This window comes from Streptomyces dryopteridis (assembly GCF_049606955.1).
GTDB lineage: Bacteria > Actinomycetota > Actinomycetes > Streptomycetales > Streptomycetaceae > Streptomyces.
This window is the reverse complement of the sequence record NZ_CP187113.1, coordinates 1,988,357-2,004,627: the sequence shown is the minus strand read 5'-3', so window position 1 is coordinate 2,004,627 and position 16,271 is coordinate 1,988,357. Positions and strand designations below refer to the sequence as shown.

At 75.0% G+C, this 16,271-nt stretch carries 15 protein-coding genes; 4 read left to right on the top strand and 11 right to left on the bottom strand.

The features are described from left to right. Positions 1–4: 4 nt before the first annotated feature. The 4 genes from ACN20G_RS08220 to ACN20G_RS08205 are packed head-to-tail and all read right to left on the bottom strand — an operon-like array spanning position 5 to position 4,644. A complete protein-coding gene (locus ACN20G_RS08220) occupies positions 5–628 on the bottom strand; it encodes a hypothetical protein (protein ID WP_424212078.1) in 624 nt (207 codons plus the stop codon). Next, complete coding sequence (locus ACN20G_RS08215; protein ID WP_424212077.1) at positions 615–2,312, bottom strand: substrate-binding and vWA domain-containing protein; 1,698 nt, start codon at positions 2,310–2,312, stop codon at positions 615–617. The genes ACN20G_RS08220 and ACN20G_RS08215 overlap by 14 nt, the downstream gene beginning before the upstream one ends. Beyond that, positions 2,309–3,538, bottom strand: a complete 1,230-nt coding sequence (locus ACN20G_RS08210; RefSeq protein ID WP_424212076.1) for a toxic anion resistance protein — start codon at positions 3,536–3,538, stop codon at positions 2,309–2,311. Before ACN20G_RS08210 ends, ACN20G_RS08215 begins: the two co-directional genes overlap by 4 nt. Beyond that, positions 3,535–4,644, bottom strand: a complete 1,110-nt coding sequence (locus ACN20G_RS08205; protein ID WP_424212075.1) for a hypothetical protein — start codon at positions 4,642–4,644, stop codon at positions 3,535–3,537. Before ACN20G_RS08205 ends, ACN20G_RS08210 begins: the two co-directional genes overlap by 4 nt. Before the next feature lie 125 nt (positions 4,645–4,769). On the opposite strand from ACN20G_RS08205, the gene ACN20G_RS08200 reads away from it, so the two are divergent. Then, positions 4,770–5,279, top strand: coding sequence for a hypothetical protein (locus ACN20G_RS08200; protein WP_424212074.1), 510 nt, complete (start codon positions 4,770–4,772; stop codon positions 5,277–5,279). A 76-nt stretch (positions 5,280–5,355) separates the two neighbouring features. On the opposite strand, the gene ACN20G_RS08195 is transcribed toward ACN20G_RS08200, so the two are convergent. Beyond that, positions 5,356–5,763 (bottom strand): hypothetical protein, encoded by a 408-nt coding sequence (locus ACN20G_RS08195; RefSeq protein WP_424212073.1) that lies wholly within the window; start codon positions 5,761–5,763, stop codon positions 5,356–5,358. A 211-nt stretch (positions 5,764–5,974) separates the two neighbouring features. Beyond that, the gene (locus ACN20G_RS08190) at positions 5,975–7,186 is read right to left on the bottom strand and encodes a pyridoxal phosphate-dependent aminotransferase (protein ID WP_424212072.1); all 1,212 of its coding nucleotides are present in this window, start codon (positions 7,184–7,186) and stop codon (positions 5,975–5,977) included. A 352-nt stretch (positions 7,187–7,538) separates the two neighbouring features. On the opposite strand from ACN20G_RS08190, the gene ACN20G_RS08185 reads away from it, so the two are divergent. Next, on the top strand, positions 7,539–8,471 hold the full coding sequence (locus ACN20G_RS08185) for an AraC family transcriptional regulator (protein ID WP_424212071.1): 933 nt from the start codon (positions 7,539–7,541) through the stop codon (positions 8,469–8,471). A 102-nt stretch (positions 8,472–8,573) separates the two neighbouring features. Further along, on the top strand, positions 8,574–9,551 hold the full coding sequence (locus ACN20G_RS08180) for a LysR family transcriptional regulator (RefSeq protein WP_424212070.1): 978 nt from the start codon (positions 8,574–8,576) through the stop codon (positions 9,549–9,551). Between the two features lie 11 nt (positions 9,552–9,562). On the opposite strand, the gene ACN20G_RS08175 is transcribed toward ACN20G_RS08180, so the two are convergent. Then, entirely contained in the window at positions 9,563–10,060 is a 498-nt protein-coding gene (locus ACN20G_RS08175) for a peptidylprolyl isomerase (protein ID WP_424212069.1), read from the bottom strand. Positions 10,061–10,238: 178 nt separating this feature from the next. Further along, the gene (locus tag ACN20G_RS08170; RefSeq protein ID WP_424212068.1) at positions 10,239–10,433 is read right to left on the bottom strand and encodes a hypothetical protein; all 195 of its coding nucleotides are present in this window, start codon (positions 10,431–10,433) and stop codon (positions 10,239–10,241) included. Positions 10,434–10,669: 236 nt separating this feature from the next. On the opposite strand from ACN20G_RS08170, the gene ACN20G_RS08165 reads away from it, so the two are divergent. Then, positions 10,670–12,052, top strand: coding sequence for a carbohydrate-binding protein (locus tag ACN20G_RS08165; protein WP_424212067.1), 1,383 nt, complete (start codon positions 10,670–10,672; stop codon positions 12,050–12,052). 79 nt (positions 12,053–12,131) lie between these two features. Here the strand turns inward: ACN20G_RS08165 and ACN20G_RS08160 are convergent, their stop codons facing one another. The 3 genes from ACN20G_RS08160 to ACN20G_RS08150 all read right to left on the bottom strand — a co-directional run bounded on the left by ACN20G_RS08160 (position 12,132) and on the right by ACN20G_RS08150 (position 16,231). Then, positions 12,132–13,154 (bottom strand): YdcF family protein, encoded by a 1,023-nt coding sequence (locus ACN20G_RS08160; RefSeq protein ID WP_424212066.1) that lies wholly within the window; start codon positions 13,152–13,154, stop codon positions 12,132–12,134. A 97-nt stretch (positions 13,155–13,251) separates the two neighbouring features. Continuing rightward, positions 13,252–14,829: an N-acyl-D-amino-acid deacylase family protein gene (locus ACN20G_RS08155; RefSeq protein WP_424212065.1), complete on the bottom strand. Its 1,578-nt coding sequence runs from the start codon at positions 14,827–14,829 to the stop codon at positions 13,252–13,254. A 34-nt stretch (positions 14,830–14,863) separates the two neighbouring features. Beyond that, complete coding sequence (locus tag ACN20G_RS08150) at positions 14,864–16,231, bottom strand: alanine racemase (protein WP_424212064.1); 1,368 nt, start codon at positions 16,229–16,231, stop codon at positions 14,864–14,866. Positions 16,232–16,271: the final 40 nt, after the last annotated feature.

The window sequence follows — 16,271 nt, the reverse complement described above, 5'->3', positions numbered from 1 at the left end:
AACCCTACGTTCCGCCGCCGCGGCCCTCCAGGTAGCGGGTGTGGGCGTCGCGGCGGCGGTCCTCCGCCTCCCGGATGCCTCGCGCCAAGCCCTCCGCCTCGTCGAACAACGCCGCCAACTGCCGCTCCAGATGCCGCTCCGGCGACTGCGTGCCCGGCTGCAACCTGCTCCACCAGCGGGTCCGGTTGTAGGTGTCCACGGACTCCGGCAGGTCCTCCCGGATCGCCCGCGCCAACGCGTGCACCGCCTCCGGGCCCGAGGCCGAGACCTGCGCCACCCACCCCGGGTCCAGCAACGTCGCGTACCACTCCAACAGCTCCGCGAGCTTCCCGCCCGCCGCCGGCGGCAGCTCCACCTCCGCCAGGTACTCCCGCAGCCGGTCGAAGTCCTCCCGCACCGCCTCCAACCGCTCCGCCCGGTCCGGGAACGCCGGGGTCACGGGCCGCTCGGGCGGCGCCAGCAGCGCCCCCACCGCGTACAGCCCGCCCACCACCACCGGCCAGTACGCCCCCGCCACACCCGCCAGGGTCAACCCGACCCCGGCCACCCCGCACGCGCAGCCCGCCAGGTTCTTGCGGGACTCCAACCACGCCGTCACGGCCCGACCGGCCGCTCTACTGGTAGCCACGGATCTCCTCGAAGGCCCCCGCCAGCGAGCCCTCGCCCGCCGTCGCGTCGAACAACCGGCCCCCGGTCAGCTCGGTGATCCGGGTCAGCTCCGCCCGGTCCCCGTCCCCGAAGAGTACGGCGAACACCGGCGTGTGCCGCCGCTCCGCCGGCAGGGCCGCGTGGAACTCCTCGAAGATCCGCGCCTCGTCCCCGCTCTCCCCGTCCGTCATCAGCACCACCGAGGTGAACGCGTCCTTCCCGCCGTCCCGGCCCAGCTCCTCGTACGCCGCCCGCAGGCTCGTGTACACCGCCGTGCCCCCCGACGGGCTCAGCCGGGCCACGTCCGCGCGGATCGCGTCCAGCGACCCGCCCGCCCCGGCCCCCGGCTCCACCACGTGCCGGCGGACCTCCTTCACCCCGCTGCCGAAGGGCATCAGCGTGACCTCCTCCCGGTCCCGGAACCGCTCCCCGGGGCCCGCCGAGCCGGTGCCGGTCAGCTCCGTCAGCGCCGACCGCAGCCGGTCGATCCGCCCGTCCGCCGCCATCGACCCCGAGGTGTCCAGCACGTACACGGTCCGCGAGGGCCGCCGCAGCTCGTTCTCGTACCCGGCCAGCAGCCGGTCCGCGACCGCCCGGCCGCCCGGGAACGGCAGCTCGCGGCGCGGCGAGGGATCCGTCTTCGACGCGACCCCCGCCACCACCGGCCGGCGCAGGGTCCGTTCCGCGATCAGCCGCTGCCCCTCCGTCGAGCGCAGCCACTCGGTGAGCCGCCGGCCCGACTCGCGGGCCCCGGCCGGCGCGGCCGTCAACAGGGTCAGCGGGTACGAGGCCGTGATCACCCCGTCCCGGGGCCGGATCACGGTCAGGTCCGTGCCCGCGTCCCGGTTCAGGGACAACAGCACCGACTCGTAGTTCACCAGCGCGTCCACGTCCCCGCGCCGCGCGTACGCCGTCGCCAACCAGCCCGAGGACCCCGAGGTCAGCTTCTGCCCCGAGAAGAAGGTCCGCAGCCGCGGCCCGGCCTTCGCCACATCGGCCTCGGTCAGCGCCGACTGCGCCCCCGACAGCGCCGAGGCCACCGCCACCAGCGCCGAGAAACCCGAGTTCGAACGCACCGGGTCCGTCATGCCGTAGCCCAGCTTCCCGGCCGCGACCGCGTCGTACACCGCCGACCAGGTCACCTCCTGCGGCTTCCACCCCAGCCGGGCCAGGGCCGCCGGCCGCCCCCCGATCGCCACCGGCGAGGACATCACCGGCGTCGCCGAGGACAGCCGGCCCGCCGCCTCCGGACGCAGCCGCAGCTCGGCGTCCGAGGCCGGCCACACGGCGTCGAACCCCCGGTCGGCCTTGCCCGAGGCCACCTGCTCCACGATCTCCCGGGTCCCCGCCCAGGTCAGGTCCACGGCCACCCCGGTGCTCTTCTCCGCCTGCCGGAGCAGCGGTTCCACGTCGGCCAGTTCGCTCGACGCCAGGATCCGCAGCCGGCCCTCCCGGTAGGGGGCGGGCGGCTTCGAGGGGTCGAGGGCCCCGGCCGTCGTGCTCCCGGAAGCCCCGGAGCTCCCGGACGCCCCGGTCGGCGGGGTCGGGCCGGGCGCGGAGCCGTCGCAGCCCGCCAACGCCCACAACACGCCCACCACCAGCCACACCGGCAACGCCCGTCGCACGCGCGCGCCCCGCCGGCGTCGCGCCGGACCACGTCTCATCGTCCGCCCCCGAGCTCGTCGGCCGCGCGGGTCCGCTCCAGGTGCGCGGAGGTGGCCCGCAGCTCCTCGGAGAGGTTCGCGACGGTCTCCGCCATGTTCTCCGTGGCCCGCGCCCGGAATCCGTCGATGGTGTCGAGGGTGGTGCGGATCGACGCGAACGCCTCCCGCAGCGCCGCCTCGCCCACCGCCGGGTCGGCCGCGATCCGCGCCACGTCCGCGCTCCGCTCGTCCAGCATCCGCGCGTTGCCCCGGATCAGCTCGTCGGTGGTCCCGCGCAACGCGTCCACCTGCGCGATCACGGCCCGCTGCCGGTCCAGGGCGGAGGCCAGCAGCACGGCGATCCGCAGCGCGGACACGGTGGTGGTCGCCGCCCGGTCCACCCCCTTGATCAGCTCGTCGTTGCCGCGCCGCACCACGTCCATCGCCAGGTAGCCCTGGGCGCCGACCGCGAGCTGGGTGAGCAGGTCCTGGTGCTTGCGGCGGATCGGGAAGAGCAGGTCCGCGCGCAGGGCCTCGGCCTGCTCGGGCGCCCGCCGTTCGAGGTCCGCGACGTGCCCGGCCACGGCCGCGTCCAGGGCCTCGGTGAGCGCCGCGCACTCCTGGAGCCGGCCCAGGGTCTCCCACAGCGCGGTCCGTTCGCCCGCCAACACGGCGTTGTCGCGCCGCAGTTCGTCCTGGCCGCCGCGCAGCGAGGTGACGATCCGGTCGAGGGTGGCGGAGGAGGAGGCGTACCGGGCGAGGTGGTCGCGGGCCCGGTTGCCGCCGGGCAGTCGGGACAGCAGCCGGGTGAGGGCGCCGCGCGGGGCGCCCTCGCCCGGTTCGAGGTCGGTGATCGTGCGGCGCAGTTCCACGAGGGCGTCGGCGACCCGGGAGCCGGAGTCCACGGGGCCGCGCGGACCGCCGCCGGCGCTCGGGCGGGAGGCGGGGCCGTCCAGGGAACGGACGGCGCGTTCCAGCATCCGGTTGGAGGAGCCGGCCGCGCGGCGGATCTCCTCGCCGCCGAGCTCGTCGATCTCGGCGATCCGGCGCGCGAACTCGGGGGAGCGGGCGTCGAGTCCGGCGAGGCCGGCGGTGAACTCCTCGGCCCGGCGGGCCAGGGCCGCGCGGGTCTCCTCGGGCAGCGGCACGAGCTCGGTCGCCGCCGTGCGGGGCACGGCGGCCACCGGCTCCGGCGGGGTCAGCACGAGCGGGGCCGGGGCCGGCCCCTCGGGCGGGGTCAGGGTCACGGGCTCACTCCGTCGGTGCGGGCGGTCAGCTTCTTCAGGATCGGCACGGTGGGGCTGCCCACCTGCCGGATCCCGGTCAGGCCCGGGTTCAGCCAGGCGGTGAAGGGGGCGGCGGCCTTGGCGAACTCGGCGGCGCCCCGGGTGGGGCGGAAGCCGTGCCGCAGGGCCAGCGCCCGCAGCTTCGGGTCCTCGGTGAGCAGGGTGCCCAGGGCCGCGGCCCCGGGCTTGAGGGGGACGAAGGTGTGCACGGCGTTGACGGTGGTGTCCGGGTAGAGGACCACGAGACCGTCCGCGGTCCCGCCCGCCTTGGCGCCGTCGGGGCCGGCGAGGAGGGCCGCGACCTGGGCCTCGTAGGCGAGGGTGAGTGGTTCGCCGCCGCCGCTGACCAGGGCCCGGAAGGGTTCGTCGGAGCCGTCGGACTGGCTGCCCTGCGCGTCGTTCAGGCGCTTGACCAGCGGTTTCACCCGAGCCACGGCGGCGTCGTCGGCGACCATCGCCCCGCCCGCCGCCACGTAGCCGACCGCGCCGGCGAACAGCGCCCCGGAGTTGGAGGTCTCGGGGTTCGCGGTGCGCACGTAGAGGGCGCCCGCGAGTTCGGGCGGGGCCTTGCCCTCGGTGATCCGCTGCCAGGTCGCGCCCTCGCCGGCGGCCTTCAGGAAGGGCTCCATGCGCAGCACGCCGGTGTGCGGGCCGGTGAGCGAGGCGAGCCCGGCCCCGGCCAGGGCCTTGGCGGCCGGCGGGCGGGCCAGGACCACGAGGGGGGAGGAGAAGGGCGTGGTGCTCTGCGCGCCCTTGACCCCGGCCTTCGCCGCGATCTCCTTGGCGGGCTCGTCGCTGCCGGGGAAGGCGAAGTCGTAGTCGGCCAGCGGCAGTTTGTCCATGGCCCAGGACCCGGAGGTCTCGATCTTCACGTCGTAGCCCTGGGCGGCCAGGGCCTGGCGGACCTCGGGGTCGTCGAAGAACTCCGCCTTCTCCGACCCGATGACTCCGCGCACGGTCTTCGTTGCCGTGTCGTCCGGCTTCCGCCCGCCGCCGCCCGCGATGATGGCCGCGACCACACCGCCGATCAGCAGCACCGCCAGGACGATTCCGAGGATGCGTCTCACGGGGGGAGCGTGCTCGCGGAAACCCACATTCCGCGCGGGGTCCGGTGAACGGGCGGTGGCGAGGCGGTCCCGTTTCGGTCCGGAACCCGCCCCCGGACGGGGTGCGGGAGGGAAGGATGGTGCCCATGGACGAGGTTGACGCCGAAGCGGGCGCGGGTTCGGGCGGGGACGGGGGCGGCTCCGGCGTGAACCGGCCGGGGTGGGCCCTCGGACTGGTGCTGGTGGCCGGGCTGTTGGTGTTCGCGCCGCTCGCGCTCTACCTGTGGGCGGGCGGGGACGACCACCGGCCCGAGCCGCGCCGGCCGGTGGAGGAGGTCACGGTCTCGGCCTGCCGAATCGATCCGTCGAGCCGGCGGGTGACGGCGGAGGTCACGGTGGCCAACCCGGGCGCGGACACCGGGCGTTACGTGGTGACGGTGCGGTTCCGGCGGGGCGAGGACGGGGCGGAGAGCCGGGCCCTGGTGGAGGTGCCGGGGGTGGAGCCGGGGCGGGAGGAGCACGGCGAGGCGGTGGGGCCGGTGTGGCCGCGCGAGGTGGTGCCGTGGTGCGCGGTGGCGGCGGCGGAGTTCCGCGAGGGCGCGGGCTCCGGTCCCTCGGCCCCGGTCGGGGGCGCGGCGGCGGGGCCGGGACGCTGAGGGAGCGGTTCGCGCCCGGTGGGCGCGGGGTGTGTGGCACCCGGTCCGGAGCCTCCGCGGCCCCGGACCGGGGCCGTCAGTGGGCGCCCGCGAGGTCGAGGGCGGCGGCGTGCGCGTCCATCCGCGTGGCCGCGAGGATCGCGGAGGCGGTGTCGGCGCGGGAGGCGGCCACGACGAGGGCGCGGCCCGCGAGGTCGTGGGCGCGGCGGTGCAGGGCGCGGGCGGTCTCGCCGGTGGGGGCCTGGTGGGCCGGCAGCCGGCTGGGGCGGGCGCCGCGGACGCGGTCGATGCGTTCGGCGAGCACGTCGGCGGCCTCGGTCAGGCCGAGTTCGTCGGTGACCGTGAGGAGCGCGCCGAGGTGGGTGGCGAGCTGGGCGTCGAGTTCCTCGCCGCGGCTGCGGTGCGGGTAGTCGGCGCGGTGGGTGGGGGAGCCGGGCCCGCCGCTGGGGCGGTGCACCGACTTGGTGCGGGTCGGCTCGTACATCGGGGGCCTCCTGGCAGGTGAGGAGACCATCCTACATTGGATCGGTTCTAAAGTTGAGCTGAATCTTGAACTTGGCGGGGTACACGGCGCGTGGTCTCCGACGCGGAGCCTGCTCGCCGGGGCTCGGGGACCGTTCGAAGGGGGCACGAGGACGCCCCGGCCACCGGCGGGATGCCGGGCGACCGGGGCGCGGTGGCCTCGCGGGATCGGGTCAGTGCTGGCCGTAGCCGTCCAGGAAGTTGCCGATGCGGGTGACCGCGTCGGCCAGGTCGGTGGCGTTGGGCAGCGTGACGATCCGGAAGTGGTCGGGCTCGTGCCAGTTGAAGCCGGTGCCGTGCACCACCATGATCTTCTCGGCCCGCAGCAGGTCCAGGACCATCTGCCGGTCGTCCTTGATCTTGTACACGGCCGGGTCCAGGCGCGGGAAGAGGTACAGGGCGCCCTTGGGCTTGACGCAGCTCACCCCGGGGATGGACGTGAGCAGCTCGTAGGCCGTGTCCCGCTGCTCCAGCAGCCGCCCGCCCGGCTTGACCAGGTCCTCGATGGACTGCCGGCCGCCGAGCGCGGTGGCCACCGCGTGCTGCGCGGGCATGTTCGCGCACAGCCGCATGTTCGCCAGGATGGTGAGGCCCTCGATGTACGAGGCCGCGTGCTTCTTCGGCCCGCACACCGCCATCCACCCGGTGCGGTAGCCGGCCACCCGGTAGTTCTTCGACAGCCCGTTGAAGGTCAGGCAGAGCAGGTCGGGGGCGATCGCGGCGGTGTTGGTGTGGGTGGCGCCGTCGTAGAGGATCCGGTCGTAGATCTCGTCGGAGCAGACCACCAGGTTGTGCCGGCGCGCGATGTCGGTGAGCCCGCGCAGCATCTCGTCGTCGTAGACGGCGCCGGTGGGGTTGTTCGGGTTGATGATGACGATCGCCTTGGTGTGGTCCGTCACCTTGCGCTCGATGTCGGCGAGGTCCGGCATCCAGTCGGACTGCTCGTCGCAGCGGTAGTGCACGGCCGTGCCGCCCGCCAGCGAGACCGACGCCGTCCACAGCGGGTAGTCGGGGGCCGGGACCAGCACCTCGTCGCCGTCGTCCAACAGCGCCTGCATGGACATCTGGATCAGCTCGGAGACGCCGTTGCCGAGGTACACGTCCTCGACGTCCAGTGCGATGCCCTTGGTCTGGTAGTGCTGCATCACCGCGCGACGTGCGCTCAGCAGCCCCTTCGCGTCCCCGTAGCCGTGGGCCGTGCCCAGGTTGCGGAGCATGTCCTCAAGGATCTCCGGGGGGCACTCGAACCCGAAGGCCGCGGGGTTCCCGGTGTTCAACTTGAGGATGCGATGACCTGCCGCTTCGAGCCGCATGGCCTCTTCGAGCACGGGGCCGCGGATCTCGTAGCAGACATTGGAGAGCTTCGTTGACTGGATCACCTGCATGACGGGAGCTTACGGGCCGGAGCGGGCCGCCGGCTCGACTGTTCGGCCGGTCCGGTGGTCAAGAACCGCCGACGATATGTCCCATTTCGCGTAAACGGCCGGTGCGGCGGGCCCACGCCCTTGGAAACCCGTGGTGCCTTCCCCGCGACGCCTGCGGAATGCCCGACGACGGCCCCCCGGCGCGGCCCGGGTGTTGCGCTCGTCACCCCGGGGGCCGTCCCGGGCGGTCCCGGGACGAATCGGGGCGCGCCGACCCGGCCGCGCGCACCCGACCCGAACGGGCACGGAAGATCGGGTGCGCGAAGGGCGCCGCCCGCCAGGGTGGAGACGTCAACGAGGAAGGGGACCGGGCGTGGCCACGGGGATCGACAGGGAACTGACCCGGTTGCTGGAACGGATCGAGGAGGCGGTGGGGACCGGTGCGCCGGTGGACGCCGCGGCCCTCGCCCGCGAGGCCCTGACCACCGAGTACCACCTGCGCCGGCTGTTCTCGGCGCTCGCGGGGATGCCGCTGTCGGAGTACGTGCGACGGCGCCGGCTCACGGTGGCGGGGGCGGACGTGCTGCACGGCACCGACACCCTGCTGGAGATCGCCGTCCGGCACGGCTGGGGCTCGGGCGAGGCATTCGCCCGCGCTTTCCGCGCCGTGCACGGGATCGGTCCCGGCGAGGCCCGCCGCACCGGCGCGCCCCTGCGGGCCCAACCCCGACTCTCCTTCCGCCTGGTCGTCGAAGGGAGCACCACCATGAGGTACCGCGTCGTGGAGAAGGAGGAGTTCGTCGTGATCGGACCCGCCACCCGCGTCCCCCTCGTCTTCGAAGGGGTCAACCCGCACATCGCCCGCTTCCTGCGGGGCCTGGGCCGCGAGACCCTGGGCAGGCTCGGAACACTGGCCGAGGCCCACCCCGGCGAGCCCGAGGGCCTCCTCGCCGTCACCGTCAACGTGGACCCCGGACGGGCCGAGGGCACCGAACTCGACTACCACCACGGGTTCGCCGCCCCCGCCGGCACCCCCGCCCCCGAGGCGGACTGGACCGTGCTCGACGTGCCGGCCGGCACCTGGGCCGTCTTCACCGACGAGGGCCCCTTCCCGGCCTCGCTCCAGAACCTGTGGCGGGACGTCCACACCCAGTGGTTCCCCGCCCAGCCCTACCGGTTCCGGCCCGGCCCGGAGATCCTGCGCACCCGCCTGGAGTTCCCCGCCGGCGTCGAACCGACCCCGGACGGACCGCTGCCCGAGGGCGCGACCGCGTCCACCGAGCTGTGGATCCCCGTGGAACGCTGAACGAACGGGGTGGGGAGCCCGAACGGACGCCGGCCGGAAAACGACCACAGTGGTCTGGACCTGGTCCTTGTCGGGCTCCCCCCGGAGGGTCAAGCTCAGGTCATGGATCTGGAGTTGAGGCACCTCAAAGCGGTCAGGGCCATCGCCGAGGCCGGGAGCCTGACCCGGGCCGCCACCGCGCTCGGCCTGGCCCAACCCGCCCTGTCCACCCAGCTCAAACGGATCGAACGGACCCTGGGCGGCACCCTCTTCGAACGCGGCCGGGACGGGGTGCGGCCCACCCCGCTCGGCGAACTCGTGCTGGAACGCGCCCGCGTGGTGCTCCCGGCCGTCGACGAACTCCGCGAGGACGCCGTCCGCTTCGCCCGCCAGGGCCGCCGCCCCGCCGGATTCCGACTCGGCGCCACCCACGGCCCCCTGCTCGGCATCCTCCTCGACCGCCTCGCCGCCGAGGACCCCGGCGCGCCCGTCACCACCCACGCCTCCTGGTCCGAACGCGAGATCGCCGCCGCCGTCGCGGCCGAACGCATCGACTTCGCCCTCGTCGGGGTCTGCGGCGAGGCCGGACCGCCCGAACCCGGCCGGCTGGCCTGGGCCGAGGTCGCCCGCGACCCCGTCCACGTCATGCTCGCCGCCGACCACCCCCTCGCCGGCCGCACCGTCATCGAACTCGCCGAACTCGCCGCCGAGGCATGGACCGACGTCCCCGGGGACGGCTGCTTCGGCGACTGCTTCGCCGCCGCCTGCGTCCGCGCCGGCTTCACCCCGGCCTGCGTGTACGAGACCGACACCGCCTCCTGCGTGCACCTCGTGCAGGTCGGCCGCGCCGTCGGACTGTGCCGGGCCACCTTCCCGCCCACCCCCGGCCTGGTCACCAGACCCCTGGTCGGCGACCCGCTGATCTGGCGCCACCTGCTCGGCTGGCACCCCCGCGGCCGCACCGTCGACCGCGCCCCCGCCGTCCTGGCCCATACCCGAGCCGCCCACGCCGAGGCCCTGGCCCGCGCCCTGGGCGGACCCCCCGCGACCCGCGCCGCCCACCGCCTGCCCACCCCCGCCGGCGGCGTCGCGCACCCCTGAGCGAGCCTGGGTCAGAGGCGTTCGGCGCGCTCGATCACCACGGCTTCCTTCGGCACGTCCGCGTGCCCGCCGGCGCGCCCCGTGGCCACCCCCGCGATCGCGTCCACCGTCCCCCGCCCCTCCACCACCGATCCGAACACCGCGTACCCCCAGCCCGCCGGGGTGGGCGCGCTGTGGTCCAGGGCCGGGTTGTCGACGGTGTTCACGAAGAACTGCGCGGTCGCCGAATGCGGGTCGCTGGTACGGGCCATGGCCACCGCGTACCGCAGGTTGCGCAGCCCGTTGTCCGCCTCGTTCGGCACCGGCGGCCCCACCGGCTTCTGCCGCAGATCCGCCGTGAACCCGCCGCCCTGGATCATGAACCCGGGGATCACCCGGTGGAAGACCGAGCCCTCGTAGTGCCCGGCGTCCACGTACCCGAGGAAGTTCCCGACGGTCCTCGGCGCCGCCGCCTCGTCGAGGTCGAGCACGAGAGCGCCGTGGTTGGTGGTCAGCCTGACCTGGGGCATCGCTGTCTGTTCCCTTCCCGGGGGTGCCAAAGACCCAGCTTCGCAGACCTGTCAGCCACTGCCGGATTCCACCCCCGCCCGCCCCCGCGCCGTCCCCCGCCCGGCCCCCGACACACCGGCGCCGGCCCGGTCGAGGGCGGTCGACGGGCCGGCGCCGGTGCGTCGGGGGAGCGAGGGTTCAGGGCAGGTAGCGCTCGATCACGCTCGCGCCCTCCTTCTCGATCAATTCCCTGGCCTTCGCGACGCGTTCGGGGGTCGGGTCCTGACCGCGCGCCATCACCAGGTCCTCCGGGTCGTACGCGCGCTCGCTGCCGGTCCACAGCTTCCGGGGCGCGTCGGCCGCCCCGGAGTCCTTCTCGGGATCACTGCTCATCGGTCCACTGCCTCCGCTGCCCGCTCCCGGGCGTATGTCACGTCGGTCCTGTCCCCATATCGTCCGGCCCCCGGCCCGGACCCGCACCTCGGGACCGGACGGGGGCCATAACGCCGGGGGAGGGGCCGGCCGACAGCTCCCGGAGCCGCCCGGCCCCTCCCTACGGTGACCCCGTCCCCCCACGGACCCGCACCGCCCCCCACTCCGCCACGCCCCGGTTCCCGAGGAGATCCCCCATGCCCCAGCGACACGCCCGCGCGGCGTGTACCGCCCTGGCCGCCGCCGGCCTGCTGTTCGGCGCGGCCGTCGCCCAGGTCCAGGCCGCCCCGGCCCGCGCCGCGGCCCCGTCGGCCGCCGTCGCCCCCGCCTCCGCCGCGCAGACCCTGCGCACGGGCGAGGCCCCCGCCGAACTGCTCGCCGCGATGGTCCGCGACCTCCGCCTCACCCCCGCCCAGGCCCGTGCCCGCCTCGTCAACGAGGCCGAGGCCGGCGCCGACGCGGCCCGGCTGCGCGAACGGCTCGGCGCGCGCTTCGCCGGCGCCTGGGTCGACGGCGCCGACGCCGCCCGCCTCAGCGTCGCCACCACCCGCGCCGCCGACGCCGCCGCCATCCGCGCGGCCGGCGCCCGCGCCGTCGTCGTCCCGCACGCCCTCGCCGGCCTCGACGCCGCCAAGAACGCCCTGGACCGGTCCGCGACCGCCGCCACCCCGGTCCGCTACGTGGACGTGCGCACCAACCGGATCGTGGTCGAGGAGACCGCCCCCGGCGCCGCCGCGAAACTCCTCGCGGCCACCGGCACCGACACCGCCCTGGTCACCGTCGTGCGCACCGAGCGGGCCCCGCGCCCCCTGTACGACCTGAGGGGCGGGGACGCGTACTACATGAACGGCAGCGGGCGCTGCTCCGTGGGCTTCCCGATCACCAAGGGCACGACCCAGGGCTTCGCCACCGCCGGACACTGCGGCCGGGCCGGCACCAGCACCTCCGGCTTCAACCAGGTCGCCCAGGGCTCCTTCCAGGCATCGATCTTCCCCGGCAACGACATGGCCTGGGTCGCGGCCAACTCCCAGTGGACGGCCACCCCGTACGTCAAGGGCTCCGGCGGCGCGAACACGCAGGTCACCGGCTCCGTGCTGCAGGCCGTCGGCGCCTCCGTGTGCCGTTCCGGCTCCACCACCGGCTGGCACTGCGGCACCATCCAGCAGCACAACACCAGCGTCACCTACCCCGAGGGCACCATCTCCGGGGTCACCCGCACCACCGTCTGCGCCGAACCCGGGGACTCCGGCGGCTCCTACATCTCCGGCACCCAGGCCCAGGGCGTCACCTCCGGCGGTTCCGGGAACTGCTCCAGCGGCGGCACCACCTTCTTCCAGCCCCTCAACCCGATCCTCTCCACCTACGGCCTCACCCTGAAGACCGTCGGCGGCGGCGAGGACCCCGGCCCGGGCCCCGGCCCCGGCGACCCCGAGCCCGGCGGCACCTGGAAGGCCGGCACGGTCTACGCCACCGGCGCCAAGGTCACCTACGGCGGCTCCACCTACGTGTGCCTCCAGGGCCACCAGGCCCAGACCGGCTGGGAACCCCCCAACGTGCCCGCGCTCTGGCAGCGCGCCTGAGCCACCGGGACACGAGCGGACGGGTCCGGGCGGTGGTCGTCGTGCGAGGGGGACGACCACCGACCCGGGCCCGGGCGCGTCAGATCAGCGCGCGGCCCAGGTACACCGACAGCACGCCCAGGCCCGCCAGGGCCGCGCAGATCGCCAGGTTCGCGAACCGGTGCTCCCAGAACACCGCCACGAACTCCCGGATCGTCGCGCTCGGCCAGAAGTACCGGGCCGTCGGCGAGCCCAGCACCTGCCCGTTCACCCCGGCCCGCCGCGCGATCATCGCCGCCCGGAACGCGTGGAAGTTGTTCGTCACCACCACGCACGCGTAGTCCGGCCGCGCCGCCGCCATGAGCTCCCGACTGAACGCCAGGTTCTCGTCCGTGGTCCGCGAGCGGTCCTCCACCACGATCCGCTCCGCCGGCGCCCCGTTCTCCACCAGCCACGCCGCCATCGCCGTCGCCTCGGCCAGCTTCTCGTCCGGCCCCTGACCGCCCGAGACCAACAACAGCGGCGCCGGCCCACCCCGTGCCACCTGCGCGTCGTGGATCTCCAGGCCCTTGCGCAGCCGCGAGGCCAGCAGCGGCGGCACCCGCTCACCGCCGAGCAGCCCCGAGCCCAGCATCACCACGTGGTCCACGTCCCCGCGCACCGCGATCCGCCCGTACAGCCACGCGTAGCCCAGGAAGCACAGGAACAGGAACGACACGTACAGGGCCACCAGCACCGCCGCCGCCACGAACGCCGCGTACCCCGGCGAGACCCGGAACGTGCCCGCCGTCACCACCATCACCGCCAGCGCGTACACCGCGAGCCCCGCCAGCAACGACAGCAGGTTCGCGGGCCGGCGCCCCTCCTTGCGGATCATCGTCAACCCGTTGGCGATCAACAGCGCCGCCCCGTACAGGGCCCCCACGATCGGCACCAGGAACACCCCGGCCACGACGACCACCGCCCACAGCGGGGTCAGGTGCCGGGCCTGCGCCAGCAGGCCCAAGGACAGCGCGATCAGGGTCAGTCCGAACAGCACGGCGTTGCGGAACCGCCGCCGGTCGCGCCACGCACTCGCGCAGAACAGCAGAAGGAAGAACCCGGCAGGGGCGAAGGCGAGCATGGCCGCCATCGTAGGTGCCCCGCCCGGGCCGCTCGTCCGACCATCGGATGACCCCGCCCCCGACCCGTCCCCGAGCGCACGCCCGCCCGCGCCCCGCTCAGCCGCGCGCCGTCGGCGTGCGCCGCACCGAACGCCCCGCCAACACCTGCGTGCGCCGCCCCGACCGCCACGCGAACCGCCCGTCCACCAGCACGTGCTCGATCCCCGTCGGCAGGGTCCGCGGCGCCTCGAACGTCGCCCCCGCCGCCACCGTCCCCGGATCGAACAACACCAGGTCCGCCCGGTACCCCACCCGCACCAGCCCCCGGTCCGGCAGCCGCAACCGCGCCGCCGGCCGCCCCGACAGGTGCGCCACGCACTCCTCCAACGACAGCACCCCCAACTCCCGCACGTAGTGCCCCAGGTAGTGCGGGAAGGTGCCGTACGCCCGCGGATGCGGTTTCGCGCCCACCAGGATCCCGTCCGAACCGCCCGTGTGCGCCCGGTGCCGCATGATCGCCCGCACGTTCTCCTCGTGCCCCACGTGCTGCAGGATCGACGGCCGCAGCCGGTCCGCCGACAGCAACGCCCGCGCCTGCTCCCAGCCCGACACCCGCGTCCCCACCAGATGCCCGTGCGCCGCCGCGTCCCCGACCCCGGAGATCTCGATCGTCGACCAGTCCACCGGCACCCCGTGGCAGCCGTCCGAGCCGACCTCCTCCAGGTCCGCCCGGATCCGCTCCGCCACCACCGGATCCGCCAACCGCCCCAGCGTCGCCGCCGGACCGCCCTCGTTCGCCCAACTCGGCAACAGGGCCACCAACGTCGTGCACCCCGGGGTGTACGGGTAGCTGTCCAGGCTCAGGTCCACCCCCGAGTCCGCCGCCTCGTCCAACAGGGCCAACAACTCCCCGGCCCGGCCCGCGTTCTCCCCGAAGTTCATCGTCGCGTGCGCCAGGTGCAGGGCGCACCCCGACTCCCGCGCCAACGCCACCATCTCCGCGTACGCCCCCAACGCGTCCCGCCCGTAACTGCGGTGGTGCGGGCAGTAGTAGCCCCCGAAGGAGGCCACCACCCGGCACAACTCCGTCAACTCCGCGTCCGACGCGTACATTCCCGGCGTGTACGTCAGCCCCGAGGACATCCCCACCGCCCCCTGCGCCAGGCCCTCCGCGACCAGTTCCCGCATCCGGTCCAGCTCCGCCGCCGTGGCCGGCCGGTCCGACCAGCCCACCACCCCGGCCCGCACCGTGCCCTGCGGCACCAGGTAGGCCGCGTTCACCGCCACCCCCCGGTCCAGCCGGTCCAGGTACCCGCCCACCGACCGCCAGTCGAAACCGCCCGGCATGTCCTCGCCCGAACCGTTCCACCCCGCGATCGCCGCCCGCACCCCCTCCAGGGTCCGCTCGTCCGCCGGCGCGTAACTGAGCCCGTCCTGCCCCAGCACCTCCAGGGTCACCCCCTGGGCCACCTTCGCCACGTGCTCCGGATCCCGCAGCAGGGCCAGATCGCTGTGCGCGTGCATGTCCACGAACCCCGGCGCCAACACCAGCCCGGCCCCGTCCAGCGTCTCCCGCCCGCCGCCCGCGACCCGGCCGATCTCCGCGATCCGCCCCTCGTGCACCGCCACGTCCGCGCGGTACGAGGGACCGCCCGTGCCGTCCACCACCCGCACGCCCCGGATCACCAGATCCACGTCACACCCTCCCGCCCGCCCGTTCCCGCCGCTCCTAGAAGAAGGTCCGCACCGCGTCCGAGACCGTGCCGTCCGCCTCCACCACCGGGATCAGCGGCCACTTCTCGAAGATCGTGCACGGGTGCGACATGCCGAGCGCCACCCAGTCGCCCACCCGCAGGGCGTCCGCCGTGTCCGTCTCCAACCACGCGTGCTGGTCCGACAGCTTCACCACCCGCACCCCCGTCGCCGGCCGCTCCGTGCCCTCCCACGGGTCCCGCACCAGCTCCGCCACCGGCAGCCCCAGGTCATAGGCCACGTCCCGCTTGCCCGCGTTCACGAATGCCTGCGTCGGGGACGGCCGCGAGACCACCTGCGCCCACAGGCGGAACGCCGGCCGCAACCCGCCCTCCGCCGGCACCCGCTCCGCGAACGGCGTGATCCGCTGGTAGTGCCCGTGGTCGTGCGACACGTACGCCCCCGACCGCAACAGCCGCAACACCGGCCGCGACAGCTTCGGCAGCGCCCCGAACTCCGCCGCCACCGCGTCGAACCACGCCGAACCGCCCGCGCTCAGCACGATCTCCGCCACGTCCGGCCCGAACCGGCCCGCCCCGTCGAACTCCACCACCAACGCCGTCAGCCGCCGCAACCACGCCGCGACCCGCTCCGCGTCCGCGTCCGGCACCTCCGCCTCGTACCCCGCCACGCCCACCAGCCGCAGCGAGGACGAGGCCGCCACCGCGTCCGCGACCGCCCGGCACTCCTCCTCCGTGCGCGCCCCGGTCCGCCCCCCGACCCCGCCGCCGAGCTCCACCACCACGTCCACCCGACGGGCCCCCGCGGCCCCGGCCGAGCCCGCCAGCGCGCGGTCCATCAGCTCCACCCCGCGCACCGAGTCCACGTAACAGACGAACTCGAAGGCCGGATCGGCCGCCAGCTCCCGCGCCACCCACCGCAGCGCCGCCGCGTCCACCAGCTCGTTCGCCAGGAAGATCCGGTCGATGCCGAAGGCCCGGTACACCCGCGCCTGGTGCGGCACCGCCGCCGTGATCCCCCAGGCCCCGGCCGCGAGCTGCCGCGCGAACAACTGCGGGGCCATGCACGTCTTGCCGTGCGGCGCGAAGGCCAGCCCGTGCCGCTCCGTGTACGCGCCGAGCACCGAGATGTTGTGCTCCAGCGCCGCCGCGTCCAGGGTGAGCACCGGGGTGGTGAACCCGCCCTCGAACAGCGACCGGCGCTCCGCCACCAGCCCGCCCACCGTCAGCCCGGCCTCCGCCGCGTCCGGCGGGAAGCCCTTGAAGCGGTGGTCGAGCACGGTCCGGTCGAGCGCTGCCTGGTCGAGGCGGTCTGCGGCGTCGCTGGACAAGGGGGTCCTCCCGGGGCCGGGTCGGCGAGTGCGGCGACGGTGTGGCGCGCACATGGCAAACTTGTTGCACTCCACGCAACGGGCGTTGCGGGCA